The sequence below is a fragment of the Sphingobium terrigena genome (assembly GCF_003591655.1).
Lineage (GTDB): Bacteria > Pseudomonadota > Alphaproteobacteria > Sphingomonadales > Sphingomonadaceae > Sphingobium > Sphingobium terrigena.
The window spans coordinates 57,618-73,416 of sequence record NZ_QVRA01000012.1 but is presented as its reverse complement, the minus strand read 5'-3'; the positions used below and the strand labels follow the sequence as shown (position 1 = coordinate 73,416).

Sequence of the window (15,799 nt, the reverse complement as noted above, 5' to 3'; positions counted from 1 at the left end):
GCCTGCCCCTTGCGCTAGGCGAGCGGCATGACGCCTGATTATGTCTATCTCGCCTGCGCCTTTGTCGCCGTCGCCATTTCGGGCCTGGCCAAGGGCGGCTTTGCCGGTGTCGGCGCGCTGGCCATGCCGATCATGGCGTTGGCGGTCGATCCGGTCCGCGGCGCGGCGATACTGCTGCCGATCCTGATCCTGCAGGACGCCGTCAGCGTCTGGGCATTCCGCAAAAGCTGGGACGGCCATATCTTGCGGGTGATGCTGCCTGGCATGGCGGTCGGCGTGGCGCTGGGCTATCTGTTCGCCGCGCAAGTGCCTGAGACCACGGTGCTGGGCGCTCTTGGCGCGATTTCGATGCTGTTCGGGCTGCAACGGCTGTGGGTCGAGCGGGGCGGGGCGATCGTCCTGCCGTCCACCTCGCCCGATTGGGTGGGGACGTTGTTCGGCGTCGCCAGCGGTTTTACCAGCCAGATCGCCCATGCAGGATCGCCACCGTTTCAGATGTGGGTACTGCCCAAGCGCCTGCCGCGCGACAGGCTGGTCGGGACCACGGCGGTCGCCTTTGCCACGATGAACTGGATGAAGGTGCCCGCTTATGCTGCGCTGGGCCAATTCACCCGCGCCAATCTGACCGCCACCGCCATGCTGGTGCCGGTCGCGGTGGTCGCGACACTGGGGGGCGTGGCGCTGGTGCGCCGGGTCGACGCCGCGCGCTTCTATACGCTCATCTATGTGCTGATGGTGCTGCTGGGTATCAAGCTGATGGCTGACGCGCTGTTGGCGTGATCCAAAACCGTCATGCCGGACCTGATCCGGCACCCAGAGCGGCTTTGGACCGACCCTGGATCCTGACTTGCGTCAGGATGACGGTGGAGTGAAGGACTTATTCCTTCTCGCGCTTCTTGCGATGGGTGTCGAGATCCAGCACCGTGGTGTCCAGCCCTTCGGGCAGCAGGCCCAGACGGCGCGCCACTTCCTGATAGGCTTCCACTTCGCCGCCCAGATCGCGGCGGAACCGGTCCTTGTCCAGCTTTTCGTTGGTCACCGCGTCCCATAGGCGGCAGCCATCGGGGCTGATTTCGTCGGCCAGGATGATGCGGCTGTAATCGCCGTCATACAGGCGCCCGAACTCCAGCTTGAAGTCAATCAGGCGGATGCCGATACCAGCGAAAAGCCCGCACATGAAGTCGTTGATGCGGATCGCCATGTCGGCAATGTCGTGCATCTCTTCCTGCGTCGCCCAGCCGAAGCAGGCGATATGCTCTTCGGAGATAAGCGGGTCGCCCAGCGCATCGTCCTTGTAGCAATATTCGATCAGCGTGCGGGGCAGCTGCGTGCCTTCCTCGATCCCCAGCTTCTTGCTGAGCGATCCGGCGGCGACGTTACGCACCACGACTTCGATCGGCACGATCTCCACCTGACGCACCAGCTGCTCGCGCATGTTCAGGCGACGGATGAAGTGGGTCGGCACGCCAATCTGGCCGAGCAGCGTGAAGATATGCTCGGAAATCCGGTTATTCAGCACGCCCTTGCCGGAAATCGTGCCCTTCTTCTGCGCGTTGAAGGCGGTTGCGTCATCCTTGAAATATTGGATGATCGTGCCCGGTTCCGGGCCTTCATAAAGGATCTTTGCCTTGCCTTCGTAAATCTGGCGGCGACGGGCCATGCGCGTTCCTGTCTGGTCAAAAATACTGCGCCCCGACAATCGCGAATCGAGAAGGATCAGCGGGTGCCGGGGCTGCTTGGGCCTCGCCCATAGAGCAAAGCGTGCGGACGTGCAATTGCACCCTGTTCCCTCTCCGCTTGGAGAGACGGGGGATTGCACAGCGCCCGCCCCCTCTTCCAACTTCGCCTAACTCGCTGCGCTCGTAAGGCTTCATATCCTTCTCCCCCAAGGGGAGAAGGGATTCAACTGATCCCCTTCATCTTCCGAAATTCGTCGAACAGCCCCAGGAAGCGGTCAATGTCCGCCTTGCTCAGGAAATAGGGCGTTGCGAGGCGCAGCTTGCTGGGTGCGCCGCCGCGGATGCGGACCTTGTGGTTGGTCCACAGCCAGTCCTGCAATTCCATCCGCTGCACCGGCGGCACATTGACCGTGGCGATCGCCCCGCGCAGCGCCGGGTCGGGCGATGTCCAGCTTTGCGCGCCGCGCTTCATCATCTGATCGTGGATATAGTCCGCCAGCATCCGGTTGCGCGCCTCGATCCGGTCCATCCCGATCGCGTTGGCCAAGCCAGTCGCGGCGTTCAGGCCCATCAGCGTCGGGATGCAGGACGATCCGATCTGCATATAACGGTCCGCCTTGCGCGTCGGATCGTCATAGCCGCCGGTCACGACGGTACTCCACACCCGGTCCATCACATCCTCGTCGCGCAGATAGAGGAAGCCGGTCCCCTTGGTCGCGAACAGCCATTTGTGCATCGACCCGGTATAGATGTCGCAGCCGATGTCGTTGAGGTCGACCTTGATCATGCCGGGAGCATGAGCGCCGTCAAAGGCCGACAGGATGCCCTTTGATCGGGCAAGCGCGGCAATGTCTTTGGCGGGCAAAACCACGCCGGTCGCCGTGCTGATATGGCTGACGAAGATGATCCGGGTTCTGGGCGTGATCGCATCATTGATGCGGTTCAATATGTCCGCCGCGTCCTTTGGCGGTTTGGGCATGGCGAATTTCTTGACGACCACGCCATAGCGGCGCTGGCGCAGCATCCAGGGCATTTCGCCCGACCCATGTTCCTCGTCCGACATCAGCACTTCGTCGCCCAGCTTCATGTCGAACCCGTTGGCGACATAGCTGTTCGCCTCGGTGCAATTGCGCAGGATCGCCATCTGATCGACGGTCGCGCCCATGAAATCGGCAAAGGGCTTGCGATACGCCCCCCACGAGCCATAGCCCCAGATCGGATAATCCTCCGATCCCGCCTGCGTCATCTGCTCGCTCGTCTCGAACCCGTCGAAAATGGCTTTCAGCACGGGACGGGGGGAGGAGCCGACGGTGCCGACATTCAGGTTCACGACATCGGCCGGGATCAGGAATTGCTGGCGCAGCGCCGCCCAATAGGCGTCCTCATTCCTGCCGTGGAGATCGGCGGTGGGTAGGGGAATGGTGGCCAGCGCCTGCGCGGCGACCGGCTGGGCCAGTCCCGCTGCCGCCGCGCCGCCAAGGAAGGAACGTCGATCGAACATGAGCGCCTTTCCGGGCCGGTGCGGCCCATCGACAAATTTGCTCAATGTTCAACGATGCGCCAACCAAAATCCGCCTACAGCACATCCCCGAACATTGCCCAGATCAGCGCCAGCCAGGCCACCATTCCCACCGCACCGATGATGACGCCCGACCGGGCGCGCAGGGTCGCGGCCAGCCCGCGCGGTTCGTTATCATCCTCGATCATGCGGCGATGCTAGCCGTCCATCGTCTCCGGCTCAACCCGCGCCGTATCGCGATCGACCGCCATCAACCGTTCGGTGAAGGATTGCCGCCACCAGCTGATATCCTGCTGCTCGACACTGTCCATCATCGCGCGCCAACGCCGCTTGCGCTCGTCCAGCGGCATGGCGAGCGCGCGGAGAATCGCGTCGGACATCTCCTCCGGGCTGTAGGGATTGATCAGCAGCGCGTCTTTCAGCTGCATCGCCGCGCCGGCGAAGCGCGACAGGATCAGCACCCCCGGATCGTCCGGGTCCTGCGCCGCGACATATTCCTTGGCGACCAGGTTCATGCCGTCGCGGAGCGGCGTCACCAGTCCGATGCGTGCGCTGCGGTAGATCCCTGCCAACTTATCGCGCGGATAGCCTTGGTTGACGTAACGGATCGGCGTCCAGTCGACATCGCTATATTCGCCGTTGATCCGCCCGGCGAGCGAGTCCAGCGTTGCGCGGATCTGCTGATAACTCTCCACCTCGCCGCGCGACGGCGGCGCAATCTGCGTCAGTAATACCTTGCGATGCTGATCGGGATTGTCCTTCAGGAAACGGGCATAGCCGTTGAATCGCTCCTCCAGCCCCTTGCTATAGTCGAGCCGATCGACGCCAACGATCATCGCGCGGTCCTGAAGCGAGGCGCGTATCTGGTCGAGCATCGCGCGCGCCGCTTCGCTGTCGGCGGCCTCGGCAAATTCCTTCGCATTGATGCCGATCGGGCAGGCGACCGCCTGGATCGTCCGGTCGCCCACGGTAACGAAATCGCCGTTCACGCTGCCGCCCATCTCGCGCTCGACATAATGGCGGAAGGATTCCAGCCATTCCTCGGTATGGAAGCCCACGACATCATAGGCAAACAGGGTGCTGACCAGCTTGTTATGATGGGGCAGCGATACCAGCAGCCGTGTCGGCGGCCAGGGAATGTGCAGGAAAAAGCCCATCTTGTTGCGATGGCCCCGGTCGCGCAGCATCTGGCCCAGCGGGATCATGTGATAATCATGGACCCAGATGACATCTTCCGGCTCGATCAGCGGCGCGGCGGTGTCGGCAAAGCGCTGGTTGACCCGGTTATAGCCGCCCTCGAAATCGCGGGCATATTCGGCCAGATCGATGCGGAAATGGAACAGCGGCCACAGCGTCTTGTTGGCATAGCCATTATAATATTCGTCGACATCCTGCTCTTCCAGGTCGATCGTCGCCGTCTTGACGCCATCATCCTCGGAAAAGCCGATATGGCCGGTGAAAGTGTCGGTGACCTCGCCGGACCAGCCGATCCACGTCCCCCGGCTTTCGCGCAAGGCCTGCGCCAGCGCGACCGCCAGCCCGCCCTGATTGCCCGACTTGTTGGGCCGCGACACCCGGTTGGAAATGACTATCAGGCGGCTCATCGCATCACGCTCCACGGTTTGCTCAACAGGACGGCGCAGTTGATGATGCCGACGAGCGAATAGGTTTGCGGATAATTGCCCCACAATTCGCCGGTCGCCGGATCGATGTCCTCGGACAATAATCCAGCGGCGGTGCGGCGGCTCAGCATCTCCTCAAACAGGCTGCGCGCTTCCTCGGTGCGCCCCGTGCGATGCAGCGCCTCGATCAGCCAGAAGGTGCAGACGTTGAACGCGGTCACCGGCTCGCCGAAATCATCGGGCGTGCTGTAACGCAGCATGTCATTGCCACGCCGCAGGTCCGCCTCCAGCGCTGCCAGCGTGCCCATGAACATCGGATCATCCGCCGTCAGGAAGCGCAGGTCGAGCAGTTGCAGCAGCGATGCGTCGCGCGAATCATCCTCGAAGTTCGCCGATATCGCCTGACTGTCCGCCCGCCACGCCGCCTCGACGATCCGCGTCTTCATCGTATCGGCCCGGTTCTGCCAGTGCGCCGCTCGCAGCGGCAGGTCGAGCGCCTGCGCCGCATGGGCCAGCCGGTCGCACGCCGCCCAGCACATGACCGCACTATAGCTGTGGACATGCGCGCGGGTCCGCAATTCCCACAGGCCTGCGTCGGGCTGATCATAGACAGTCCAGGCACGTTCGCCCACCGCCTCCAGCGCCTCGAAATCGGCATGGCTCGCCATTCGCAGCAGCCGCTGGTCGATAAAGCCCTGCACCGACGACAGCACGATCTGGCCATAGGCGTCATGCTGGATCTGGCTATAGGCGGCATTGCCTACCCGCACCGGACCCATGCCGCGATAGCCGGGCAGCTTGTCGGCTTCCCATTCGGTCAGCGTCGCCTTGCCGCGCACGTCGTAAAGCGGCTGAATATGACCGCCCTTCGCGCCATCGACGATGTTGCGCAGATAGACGAGATAGGATTCCAGCACATCGAGCGCGCCCAGCCGGTTGAGCGCCTCGACCGTATAATAAGCGTCGCGCACCCAGCAGTAGCGATAGTCCCAGTTCCGTCCCGAATCGGCATGTTCGGGGATGCTGGTCGTCAGCGCCGCGACGATCGCGCCAGTCTCTTCATGCTGGCACAATTTCAGCGTGATGGCGGATCGGATGACCGCCTCCTGCCATTCCGCCGGAATCGCAAGACCCCGCACCCACAGCCGCCACTCCTCGATCGTGTCGTCCAGCATCCGCTCGATCGCCGGGCGCAGCGCATCGGAAAAACCCTCGTCCGGTCCCATGAAGAAATGCGCATCCTGTTCCAGCCGGAACCAGCTTTCCTGCGCGATCAGGCCAATGGGCGCATCGGTCGACACCCGCATCGCCATATAGGATAGCACCATGCGGATATGGTTGGAGCCATAGCTGATAGGCACGCTTTCCGCATTCCACGCCGTCGTGGGCCGCAAACGCACCCTGATGCGCGGCGAACCGGCCACCGGGCGCACGATCCGCGCAAAGGCGACCGGCCGATACATACGGCCCTTATGCTTGTGGCGCGGGCAGAAATCGAAAATCTCGATCGCATTGCCCTGCGCATCGCTCTGCCGCGTGACCAGCACCGGCGTATTGCGCAGATAATGCTGCTCCACCGCAACGCAATTTTCCAGCTCGATCGCCCAGAAGCCGCGCGCCGCGTCATCCTCCCATTCGACATCGTCCAGCAGCGCGGAAAAGACCGGATCGCCATCGACGCGCGGGACGCAGGCCCACACCATGCGACCGGCGCGGTCGATCAAGGCCGACGCCTGGCAATTGCCGATCGGCCAAAGGTCCAACGTGCGGGCGTCGCCGCCCAATATCGGGTGGTGGATGCTGTTTATCGGTCTGCCCCTCATGCATATCTGGCTGGTGGAGGGGGCGCGGATCAGCCGAGCCGCGAGACCCCTTCAGCCAGATAATGCCTGACGGCCGCAACCTGTTCCAAACTATATGCCGCGTATGTCGCCCGCTTCGGCCCGACCAATATGCCGGCCCCGCCCAGATCGGCGGCGGCGGCAAAGCCTTCTTCATCGGTCACATCGTCGCCGATAAAGACAGGCACGCCGCCCGCCATCGGCCCCTGCGCCATCAGCGCATGGACCGCGCTGCCCTTGTCGGCGCCATCGGGCCGCAGCTCATAGAGCATTTTGCCCTGCTGGAGCGCCAGTCCATCATGATTCGCCCACTGGCGTGCCAGCGCATGGGCCGCATCCTGCCAGACCGGCGCGCCGCGATAGTGCAGCCCGACGCTGATCGACTTGCGTTCGACCAGCACGCCAGGCTTATCGGCGGCAAAGGCATGGAAGGCGGCTTCGACATCGTCAATCGCCGCCGGGCGCGGTGGCGCCTCGACCGCGCCGCCGGGCCGCGCAAATTCCAGCCCATGCGTTCCCGCCAGCAGGAAATCGCCAAAGCCCAGCGCGCGCAATGTTTCAACCGACCGTCCACTGACGATCGCCAGACGCCCGTCCAGCCGCTCCCGCAGCGTCAGGAGCAACGGCACCAGGCCATCGTCCACGATCACCCCGTCTGGGGTCGCGCTAATGGGCGTCAGCGTCCCGTCAAAATCCAGAAACAGCGCGGCACCGGTCAACAGCGCGGGCGGGGGCGGGGGAAGGGGATGATCGAGCACGGGCGCAAAGTGGCGTCTCGCCCGCGATCCGCAACCCCCATTCTCGATTTTACGCGCCGCACCGGCCCTCGTCGGACCAGGGAGCCGACCAGTTTATGCAGTGCAATACGCGGAAAGCCTGCATGATCCGGGCGATCAGCCGGTCGATCCCGGCGCTGGCTTCGACATGATTTTCAGTCCACAACTGGGCGTCATACTGGTCGCGCATGGTCGCGATCCTTTCGATTGAAATGGTGCAGCTTTGCGCAACCGCCAATGCGCCGTTTCCGTAGCGATCACCAACAAAAGCATGGACAGCGATTATAAGCCTGCCTTATGCAAAGCCATGTCCGTCCTGCCCCCGCTCTCCGCCGTCCGCGTGTTCGAGGCTGCCGCCCGGCTCGAAAATTTCACGGCAGCCGCAAACGAACTGGGCATGACCCAGGCTGCCGTCAGCTATCAGATCAAATTGCTGGAGGAACGGCTGGGGCTGAGCCTGTTCCAGCGCGCCGGTCGCCGTGTGCTTTTGACCGACAAGGGGCGGGAGATCGCGCCGGTCATCATCCGCGCTTTCGATCAGATGCGGCAGGGTTTCGCCGCATTGGCGCAGGACCATTCGATCGTCCTCACCATCAGTTGCACCAACAGCTTTGCCCATCTCTGGCTCGCGCCCCGGATCGGTGCGTTCCAGATGCGGCATCCGGGGCTGGCGGTGCGGATTCAGGCGGAGGATGCCGTGGTCGATCTCGCCCGTGCCGGGGCGGACCTTGCGATCCGCGGCGGGAAGGGCGACTGGCCGGGGCTGGAGGCACGGCTGCTGACCCACAATCGCCTCGCGCCGATGTGCAGCCCGGCCTGGTTGGAACGCAACGGCCCCGTCGCCGATGCGCGGGCGCTCCACGCCCTGCCGCGCCTGTCGCCCGATGACATGTGGTGGCATGAATGGTTCGCGGCCATGGGGGTGGAGGCTGACCCGGCTGACGGGCCGCCCGGCATCGCGCTTGACAGTCAGGTGATGGAAGGCCGCGCCGCGATTGGCGGGCAGGGGATCGCCATCCTCAACCTGTTTCTGTGGAAGGCGGAGGTGGAGGCGGGCCTGCTGGTCGAGGCCATGCCCTCCTATGTCCGCGAATTTGCCAGCTACTGGATCGTCTATCCGCCCCACGCCCGCAACACGCCCAAGGTGAAGGCGTTTCGCGACTGGATCAGCGCCGAATTTGCCGCCGCCATCGCTGACGACCCGGAGGGACGCTACTTGCCCCGTGACGCATGATGCGTATGTTCATGCGCATGATTCATGAAGGATTCTGTCCATGACCCGCCACGACCGTGAAGGCTTCGCCACGCGCAAGGCCACCAACCTGTCGCTGGACGCGGGGCTTGTCACGGATGCGCGAGATTTGGGGATCAATCTGTCACGCACATGCGAAGATGCGCTGCGCAAGGAAATCGCCGCCGAACGCGGAAGACGCTGGCAGGAGGAGAATAAGGAGGCGATCGCAGCATGGAACCTCTGGGCCGAGAATAACGAGCTGCCGCTCGACAAATATCGGCAGTTCTGATGGCGCGCTTTGGCGTGTACCGGCTCCCGGATCGGGGCCTGGTCCTCGATTGCCAGAGCGATCATGTCGATCATCTGGGAACCCGTCTGGTCGTTCCGCTATTGCCGCCCGATGAAATGCCAGCCGCCCTGCCGGCGCTGCACCCCTGCTTCGATATAGAGCGTGAGCGGCTGATGATGGCAACGCATCTGGCCGGGGCTGTCCATTCACGACTGTTGAAACAACCCGTTGCGATGCTGCACCACCGTCAGGATGACATTATGCGCGCACTCGACATACTTTTGACCGGTTTCTGATCCTGCGAAATTCCCGTTCCGTTCCTTTCATCTGCCTGCTATCCCGCCTGTAATGACCGATTTTCGCGATCCCTTCGACAGTATCAAGGACCATCCGTTCGACGCTGCGCTGTCGCAACGCTATCTCGTCTATGCGCTGTCCACCATCACGGCGCGATCGCTGCCGGATCTGCGCGACGGGCTGAAACCGGTGCATCGTCGCCTGCTCTGGGCGATGCGGCTGCTCAAGATGGAACCGTCCGGCGCGTCGCCCGATGTGCTGGTCGCCAATCCCGCCCGCAACGGCACCAGTTACAAGAAATGCGCCCGCGTCGTGGGCGATGTCATCGGCAAATATCATCCCCATGGCGACAGCAGCGTCTATGACGCGATGGTGCGGCTGGCGCAGGATTTCGTCCTGCGCACACCATTGGTCGACGGGCAGGGCAATTTCGGCAATATCGATGGCGATAATGCGGCCGCCATGCGTTACACCGAAGCGCGCCTGACCCAGCCCGCCGCCGATCTGATGGCGGGGCTGGACGAAGGCACGGTCGATTTCCGCCCCACCTATAATGGCGAAGATGAAGAGCCGGAGATTTTCCCCGGCCTCTTCCCCAATCTCCTCGCCAACGGGGCCAGCGGCATTGCGGTCGGCATGGCGACCAGCATCCCGCCACACAATGTCACCGAAATCCTTGATGCAGCAGCCTTGCTGATCGACGATCCCGATACGACACATGCCGCGCTGATGGCGGTGGTGAAGGGGCCGGACTTTCCCACTGGTGGCGTGCTGGTGGATAGCCCGGCGATCATCGCCGAAGCCTATGCCACCGGGCGCGGCGCGTTTCGCACCCGCGCGCGCTTTTCCACCGGCAAGGATGATCAGGGCGTCTGGGAACCAACCGGTATCGAAAAGCTGGGCGGCGGCACCTGGCAACTGGTTGTCAGCGAAATCCCCTATCAGGTGCAGAAGGGCAAGCTGATCGAGCAGATTGCCGGGATCATCAACGACAAGAAGCTGCCGATCCTGGAGGATGTCCGCGACGAAAGCGATGAGACGATCCGCATCGTCATCACGCCCAAGACGCGCAATGTCGATCCGCAGGTGCTCAAAGACAGTCTCTACCGACTGACCGATCTGGAAAACCGCTTCCCGCTCAATCTGAACGTCCTGGACGCCACCCATACGCCGCGCGTGCTGGGGCTGCGCGCCGTGCTGGTCGAATGGCTCAAGCATCAGATCGACGTGCTGGTCCGTCGCGCCCAGCATCGCCTCGCCAAGATCGCCGACCGGCTCGAACTGCTCGACGGCTATATCATCGCCTATCTCAATCTCGACCGGGTGATCGAGATCATCCGTACCGAGGATGAGCCGAAGCTGGTGATGATGGACGAATTTGCCCTGACAGACCGGCAGGCCGAAGCCATTCTCAACATGCGGCTGCGTTCGCTGCGCAAGCTGGAAGAGATGGAGTTGCGCCGCGAACATGCCGATCTGGTGGCGGAGCGGGACGATCTGCAAAAGCTGGTCGAAAACCCGCAGCGCCAGTGCGCCAAGCTGAAGCGTGATATCGCCGCGCTGCGCAAGCGCTATGGCCCGGATACGCTACTGGGCCATCGCCGCACATTGGTGGAGGAAGCCGGACCCGCGCGGGAAATCCCGCTGGAGGCGATGATCGAACGCGAACCGATCACCGTCATCCTGTCCGAACGCGGCTGGATCAGGGCGATGAGCGGTCATCGCGATCTGGCCGCCGCCGACACGCTGAAATTCAAGGAAGGCGACGGCCCGCAATTTGCCTTTCACGCCTACACCACCGACAAGCTACTGCTCGCCACCTCCACCGGCCGGATCTACACGCTGGGGTCGGACAAATTGCCGGGCGGACGTGGCTTTGGTGATCCCGTGCGGTCGCTGGTGGACATGGACAATGAAGGCACGATCGTCGCCTTCATGCCTGCACGGACCGGCACGGACCTGTTGCTCGCCTCCTCCGACGGACGCGGCTTCATTGCGGCGGTGGCGGAGATCATGGCCGAGACTCGCAAAGGACGTCAGGTTGTCAACATCCGCACCGGCGCGAAGCTGGCTGTCATCCGCCCGGTCGCGCCGGGGGCGGACAGCGTCGCGGTGATCGGTGAGAATCGCAAACTGTTGGTCTTTGCGCTCGATGAAATGCCCCGCATGGCACGCGGGCAGGGGGTGCAGATGCAGCGCTATCGCGACGGTGGCCTGTCCGACGCCATCGCCTTCCGCCTGTCCGATGGGCTTAGCTGGACCATGGGTGGCGAAACCGGACGGACCCGCACCGAATCGGACATGACGCCGTGGAAAGTGGCACGCGGGGCAGCCGGGCGGATGCCGCCCACCGGCTTCCCGCGCGACAATCGTTTTTAATGTCTGTTTTTCACAACGATTGCTGGATCGTTTCCTGAAAATTTACCGCTTGCCGATATGGCCAACGCATGGAATCCATTTCGGTGCGCAACTGGCCAGTCGGCAAGACGAGCAGCGCCCCCTTGTCAGGGGACGCGGACGCACATCTGTCACCGATCATCGACGTCAACCAGTGGCTCGCAGCCATGCCACAATATGCTGCGATTTTATCTTTCGAAAATAATCAGATAAACGTCATAAAGACCAATCCACGTTTTACTGCTGCCTACAGTCCGGTGCAGGAATCGAACGAGAACGGCCCGGCGGCCAGAATCGAATGGGTCGAACAGGTCCGTCGCTTCGCTCAGTCGAATCGGACCTGCGACAGTTTTGAAGTTCGCCGTGATGGGAAGCTGGGACCGGAATATTTCATGTGCACCATCGGCCGACTGCCGGCTGATGCGGATCACCCCGAACTCTATCTGTTCACCGCGACCGACCGCACCAGTGAACGGACGATCGAGAAGAATCTGCGCCGCGAGCTGCTGTCCGACGGGCTGACTGCACTGCCCAACCGCACCGGTTTCGGTGAAGAGATTGACGACCGCATTACCAATACGGTCTGGCCCGACAATGCCCAGTTCGGCATCATCGCCATAGACCTCAGCCGGTTCAGCCGGGTCAATGAATCGCTCGGCCCTATGGCGGGCGACGAATTGCTGATCACGGTCGCCAAGCGGCTGAAGTCCAGCCTGCGCCAGGGCGATGTGCTGGCCCGGATCGGCGGCAATGATTTTGCGATATTTGCGCGCCTCAACAACGGCTTGTCCGACGCACTGCATATCGTCCAGCGCATCAAGGAAGCGCTCAGTTCGCCGATTCGCCTCAGTGATCTGCAAATCCGGGTCGACTGCGCGATCGGCTGCGCCCTGTCGACCAGCCCGAACGATGATCCCGACGATGTTGTTCGCAAGGCGCAGGCCGCAGTCAAGATCGCCAAGCGCAGCGGCAAGGTGGAAATCTACCGCAACGGCGTCCTGAAGGAAGCGCAGCGCCGCTTTTCGATCGAAAGCCGGCTGCGTGACGCGCTGGCTCAGGGTGGCCTCTCGCTCGCCTATCAACCGCTCATCCACCTCCAGACCGGCGAGATTACCGGGTTCGAGGCGCTCGCCCGCTGGGATGACGAGGAACTGGGCCATGTGTCCCCGGTCGAATTCATTGCCGTGGCTGAGGAAAGCGGCCTCATCACGCCGCTGGGCCGCTGGGCCGCCTATGAGGCGGCGCAGGCGCTATCGCGCTGGGACGCCAAATTCGGCCAGCCCATGCCCGTCGGTGTCAACGTCAACCTCTCGCCGATCCAGATGGCGCGCGATGATGTGGCGTCCATGTTTGAGGAAGCGCTGCGCTATTCGGGCATTGCCGGGCATCGCCTGACCGCCGAAGTCACCGAAAGCGCGATCATCGCCGATCCCGACAAGGCGCGCAAATTGCTGTTCGCGCTCAAGGATTTGCATATGTCGATCGCGATGGACGATTTCGGCACCGGCTTTTCCAACCTTGCCAGCCTGCACAGCCTGCCGATCGACATATTGAAGATCGACCGCAGCTTCGTGTCGTCCATGCTGGAGGATCGCGACAAGACGGTCATCGTCCGCACCATCCTCTCGCTCGCCGAATCGCTCAATCTCAAGGTCACGGCCGAAGGGATAGAGACGCAGGAACTCGCCCACGCGCTCCAGCAAATGGGGTGCTGGCAGGGGCAGGGCTATCATTTCGCCAAGCCGATGGCGGAACAGGACGCCTTCGACTATTGGCGCGCCCGCTGGAATTTCGAAACGGTCTGATCGGCGATCGCGCCAACCCGCGCGGCATCGGGGAAGCCCTCCGCTACCCACATATCCTGCACGACATTCAGCGCCTTGGCGACATCGGGGCCAGGCGCCAGCCCCCGTGCGATCAGCGCGCCACCACTGATCGGCAGCTTGGGCGGCGTCCAGTCGGCCAATGCAGCCACGCTCGACAGGTCCGCACCACCATCCAGCAACAACCGGTCGATCGCCCCCTCAACCCCGATATGCCACGCCAGCGCTCGTAAAGGCGCATCGCCCAGTCCGCCCTCCAGCGCGATCGTCAGCCGCTTGCGTGCCTTGTTCGACAATTTGAGCCGCGCGCCCACCAGATCGGCCCGCGCCGCATCGGGCGGGAGCAAGGCCGCCAGCCGCCGCAGCGCCGATGGCGCGACGCCCGCCGCTTCCTCGCGCGCCATCAACCGCGCCAGCCGGTCGATCCCCACGCCATCCACTTCGGGCAAAACCGGCGTCAATATCCCGCCATCGACCATCAGCCGCAACGCATGGATCGGGGAGGCGACCCCAAGCAGCTTGATCAACTCATCGGCAATCCGCTCGCGCGACAGGGCCATCAGGCTGTTGGCCGCGGCGACGCAGGCGGCATAGGCAACATTGTCCAGCTCATCGTCGCCATAGCGCGCCAGAAAGCGGAAATAGCGCAATATGCGCAGATGATCTTCGGCGATCCGCGCATCAGCATCGCCGATGAAGCGCAACCGCCGCGCTTCCAGGTCAGCTATTCCGCCAAAAAAGTCGGTAATCTCTCCGCTCAGCGGATCGGCATAGAGGGCGTTGATCGTAAAGTCCCGCCGCGCCGCATCCTCGCGCCAGTCATCGGTATAGGCAATGATCGCGCGCCGCCCGTCGGTGCTGACATCACGGCGCAGCGTCGTAATCTCCACCGGCCAGCCTGCAATCACGGCAGTAATCGTGCCATGCTCGATGCCCGTCGGCACAGCCTTGATCCCCGCCGCCTTCAGCCGGTCGACCACCTCATGCGGGTCCAGCGTCGTCGCAATGTCCAGATCATTGACCGGCAGCCCCAGCAACCCGTCACGCACTGCGCCGCCGACGAAGCGCGCCTTGCCACCCGCCGCATCCAGCGCCACCAGCAAGTCATCAAGCCCCGGACGATGCCGCCATGGCGCATCGGGCAACAGCAGGCTCATGCCGCCCCCAGCCTGCGCGACAGGTTCGCCAGGATTGCGGCGGTAATGCCCCATATCCGCCGTTCCTGCCACATGATCTCATAATAATGGCGCACCGCCCCTTCAAATTCGACGGCATGTTGGGTCCGGTTGGCCGGGTCGAGCGCATAGGCGAGCGGCAGTTCGAACCAGTCCGCCACTTCGCTTTCCTGCGGCCGCAGCGGCAGGTCGGGCGGGATCACCGCCAGCACCGGCACGATGTCGAATCCGGTAAAGGTATGATAGCGATCGGACGTGCCGATTACCTGCGCCAGATGCGGCGGCAGGCCAATCTCCTCCTCCGCTTCCCGCAGTGCCCCGGCTATCTCATCGGCATCGCTGGCATCGACCCGCCCGCCGGGAAAGGCGATCTGTCCCGCATGTTTGCGCAGCCTTTCAGACCGCTGCGTCAGGATCAGCCCCGGTTCTGCCCGGTCGGTGATCGCCACCAGCACGGCGGCGGGTGACAGCGCAATATCCCCGTCGATGCGCGGATCGCGCGTGTCAGACGGCAGGAACGCGCCATCGCGGCTATGCCCCTCGGCCAGCGCGGCGCGCAGCCGCTCCGCCAGGGTCATGCCGCGCCGTCCAGCGGGAAAAAAGCACCATTGCTCCACAGGCCGATCCGATCGGCCCCTTCATCCAGAGCCAGATTCATCAGTTCATAATAGACGCTGCGCACGACCAGTGCCTCCAGCCCCGCGCGGACATGCAGATAGGGATGCGGCCCGTCCGCCGTTTCCCGGATCAGCAGCGCATTGTCCGGACCCGCCGCGATCAAATCGCCGGTATTCAGCCTAAACGCCAGCGCCCGTTCGCGCCCTTCGCCCTCACTCTTGAGTTCCACCGCCACGAACGGCGCATCCTCGACCGCGATGCTCAGTTTCTCGACCGGGGTGACCAGCACATAGCTGCCGTCCGCCTCGCGCCGTAATATGGTGGAAAACAGCCGCACCATCGCCTCGCGACCGATCGGCGACCCCTGATGAAACCATGTGCCGTCGCGCGCGATCCGCATCTCACTGTCGCCGCAATGGGCCGGGTTCCATTTCTCTACCGGCGGCAGTTTTTTTTCGGCAAGCAGACGCGCAATGTCGCTCAGCGACAGGTCGGCCAGGTCGGGTAATGGGTCCATCGGCATGGCCTA

At 63.3% G+C, this 15,799-nt stretch carries 16 protein-coding genes; 6 read left to right on the top strand and 10 right to left on the bottom strand.

Annotated elements, in window-relative coordinates:
* Positions 1 to 27: 27 nt before the first annotated feature.
* Entirely contained in the window at positions 28 to 780 is a 753-nt protein-coding gene (locus D0Z70_RS14300; RefSeq protein WP_119747552.1) for a sulfite exporter TauE/SafE family protein, read from the top strand.
* A gap of 97 nt (positions 781 to 877) precedes the next feature.
* On the opposite strand, the gene purC is transcribed toward D0Z70_RS14300, so the two are convergent.
* The 7 genes from purC to D0Z70_RS24935 all read right to left on the bottom strand — a co-directional run bounded on the left by purC (position 878) and on the right by D0Z70_RS24935 (position 7,627).
* Positions 878 to 1,660 carry a phosphoribosylaminoimidazolesuccinocarboxamide synthase gene (gene purC, locus D0Z70_RS14295; protein ID WP_006959912.1) on the bottom strand — a complete coding sequence of 261 codons (783 nt, stop codon included), beginning with the start codon at positions 1,658 to 1,660 and terminating at the stop codon, positions 878 to 880.
* 242 nt (positions 1,661 to 1,902) lie between these two features.
* Positions 1,903 to 3,180, bottom strand: a complete 1,278-nt coding sequence (locus D0Z70_RS14290) for an aminotransferase class V-fold PLP-dependent enzyme (RefSeq protein ID WP_119747661.1) — start codon at positions 3,178 to 3,180, stop codon at positions 1,903 to 1,905.
* 74 nt (positions 3,181 to 3,254) lie between these two features.
* Entirely contained in the window at positions 3,255 to 3,386 is a 132-nt protein-coding gene (locus tag D0Z70_RS25685) for a hypothetical protein (RefSeq protein WP_275402218.1), read from the bottom strand.
* A 9-nt stretch (positions 3,387 to 3,395) separates the two neighbouring features.
* Entirely contained in the window at positions 3,396 to 4,802 is a 1,407-nt protein-coding gene (gene otsA, locus D0Z70_RS14285) for an alpha,alpha-trehalose-phosphate synthase (UDP-forming) (RefSeq protein ID WP_119747550.1), read from the bottom strand.
* Positions 4,799 to 6,643, bottom strand: a complete 1,845-nt coding sequence (locus tag D0Z70_RS14280; protein WP_220475647.1) for a glycoside hydrolase family 15 protein — start codon at positions 6,641 to 6,643, stop codon at positions 4,799 to 4,801. Before D0Z70_RS14280 ends, otsA begins: the two co-directional genes overlap by 4 nt.
* Positions 6,644 to 6,672: 29 nt before the next feature.
* Positions 6,673 to 7,419, bottom strand: a complete 747-nt coding sequence (otsB, locus tag D0Z70_RS14275) for a trehalose-phosphatase (RefSeq protein ID WP_239018932.1) — start codon at positions 7,417 to 7,419, stop codon at positions 6,673 to 6,675.
* Between the two features lie 49 nt (positions 7,420 to 7,468).
* The gene (locus D0Z70_RS24935; RefSeq protein ID WP_182913971.1) at positions 7,469 to 7,627 is read right to left on the bottom strand and encodes a hypothetical protein; all 159 of its coding nucleotides are present in this window, start codon (positions 7,625 to 7,627) and stop codon (positions 7,469 to 7,471) included.
* A 117-nt stretch (positions 7,628 to 7,744) separates the two neighbouring features.
* On the opposite strand from D0Z70_RS24935, the gene D0Z70_RS14265 reads away from it, so the two are divergent.
* The 5 genes from D0Z70_RS14265 (at position 7,745) to D0Z70_RS14245 (ending at position 13,459) form a co-directional block, all read left to right on the top strand.
* Positions 7,745 to 8,671, top strand: coding sequence for a LysR substrate-binding domain-containing protein (locus tag D0Z70_RS14265; RefSeq protein ID WP_182913970.1), 927 nt, complete (start codon positions 7,745 to 7,747; stop codon positions 8,669 to 8,671).
* A gap of 40 nt (positions 8,672 to 8,711) precedes the next feature.
* Complete coding sequence (locus D0Z70_RS14260) at positions 8,712 to 8,960, top strand: type II toxin-antitoxin system CcdA family antitoxin (RefSeq protein WP_119747546.1); 249 nt, start codon at positions 8,712 to 8,714, stop codon at positions 8,958 to 8,960.
* Positions 8,960 to 9,256, top strand: a complete 297-nt coding sequence (locus D0Z70_RS14255) for a CcdB family protein (protein ID WP_119747544.1) — start codon at positions 8,960 to 8,962, stop codon at positions 9,254 to 9,256. Before D0Z70_RS14260 ends, D0Z70_RS14255 begins: the two co-directional genes overlap by 1 nt.
* A 52-nt stretch (positions 9,257 to 9,308) precedes the next feature.
* On the top strand, positions 9,309 to 11,636 hold the full coding sequence (parC, locus tag D0Z70_RS14250; protein WP_119747541.1) for a DNA topoisomerase IV subunit A: 2,328 nt from the start codon (positions 9,309 to 9,311) through the stop codon (positions 11,634 to 11,636).
* Between the two features lie 68 nt (positions 11,637 to 11,704).
* Complete coding sequence (locus D0Z70_RS14245; protein WP_119747539.1) at positions 11,705 to 13,459, top strand: putative bifunctional diguanylate cyclase/phosphodiesterase; 1,755 nt, start codon at positions 11,705 to 11,707, stop codon at positions 13,457 to 13,459.
* On the opposite strand, the gene D0Z70_RS14240 is transcribed toward D0Z70_RS14245, so the two are convergent.
* The 3 genes from D0Z70_RS14240 to D0Z70_RS14230 are packed head-to-tail and all read right to left on the bottom strand — an operon-like array spanning position 13,423 to position 15,793.
* The gene (locus D0Z70_RS14240; RefSeq protein WP_119747653.1) at positions 13,423 to 14,634 is read right to left on the bottom strand and encodes a CCA tRNA nucleotidyltransferase; all 1,212 of its coding nucleotides are present in this window, start codon (positions 14,632 to 14,634) and stop codon (positions 13,423 to 13,425) included. The two genes, D0Z70_RS14245 and D0Z70_RS14240, sit on opposite strands and share 37 nt — an antisense overlap.
* Positions 14,631 to 15,230 (bottom strand): CoA pyrophosphatase, encoded by a 600-nt coding sequence (locus D0Z70_RS14235; RefSeq protein ID WP_119747537.1) that lies wholly within the window; start codon positions 15,228 to 15,230, stop codon positions 14,631 to 14,633. The genes D0Z70_RS14240 and D0Z70_RS14235 overlap by 4 nt, the downstream gene beginning before the upstream one ends.
* On the bottom strand, positions 15,227 to 15,793 hold the full coding sequence (locus D0Z70_RS14230; RefSeq protein WP_119747535.1) for a DUF1285 domain-containing protein: 567 nt from the start codon (positions 15,791 to 15,793) through the stop codon (positions 15,227 to 15,229). The genes D0Z70_RS14235 and D0Z70_RS14230 overlap by 4 nt, the downstream gene beginning before the upstream one ends.
* Between the last annotated feature and the right edge of the window lie 6 nt (positions 15,794 to 15,799).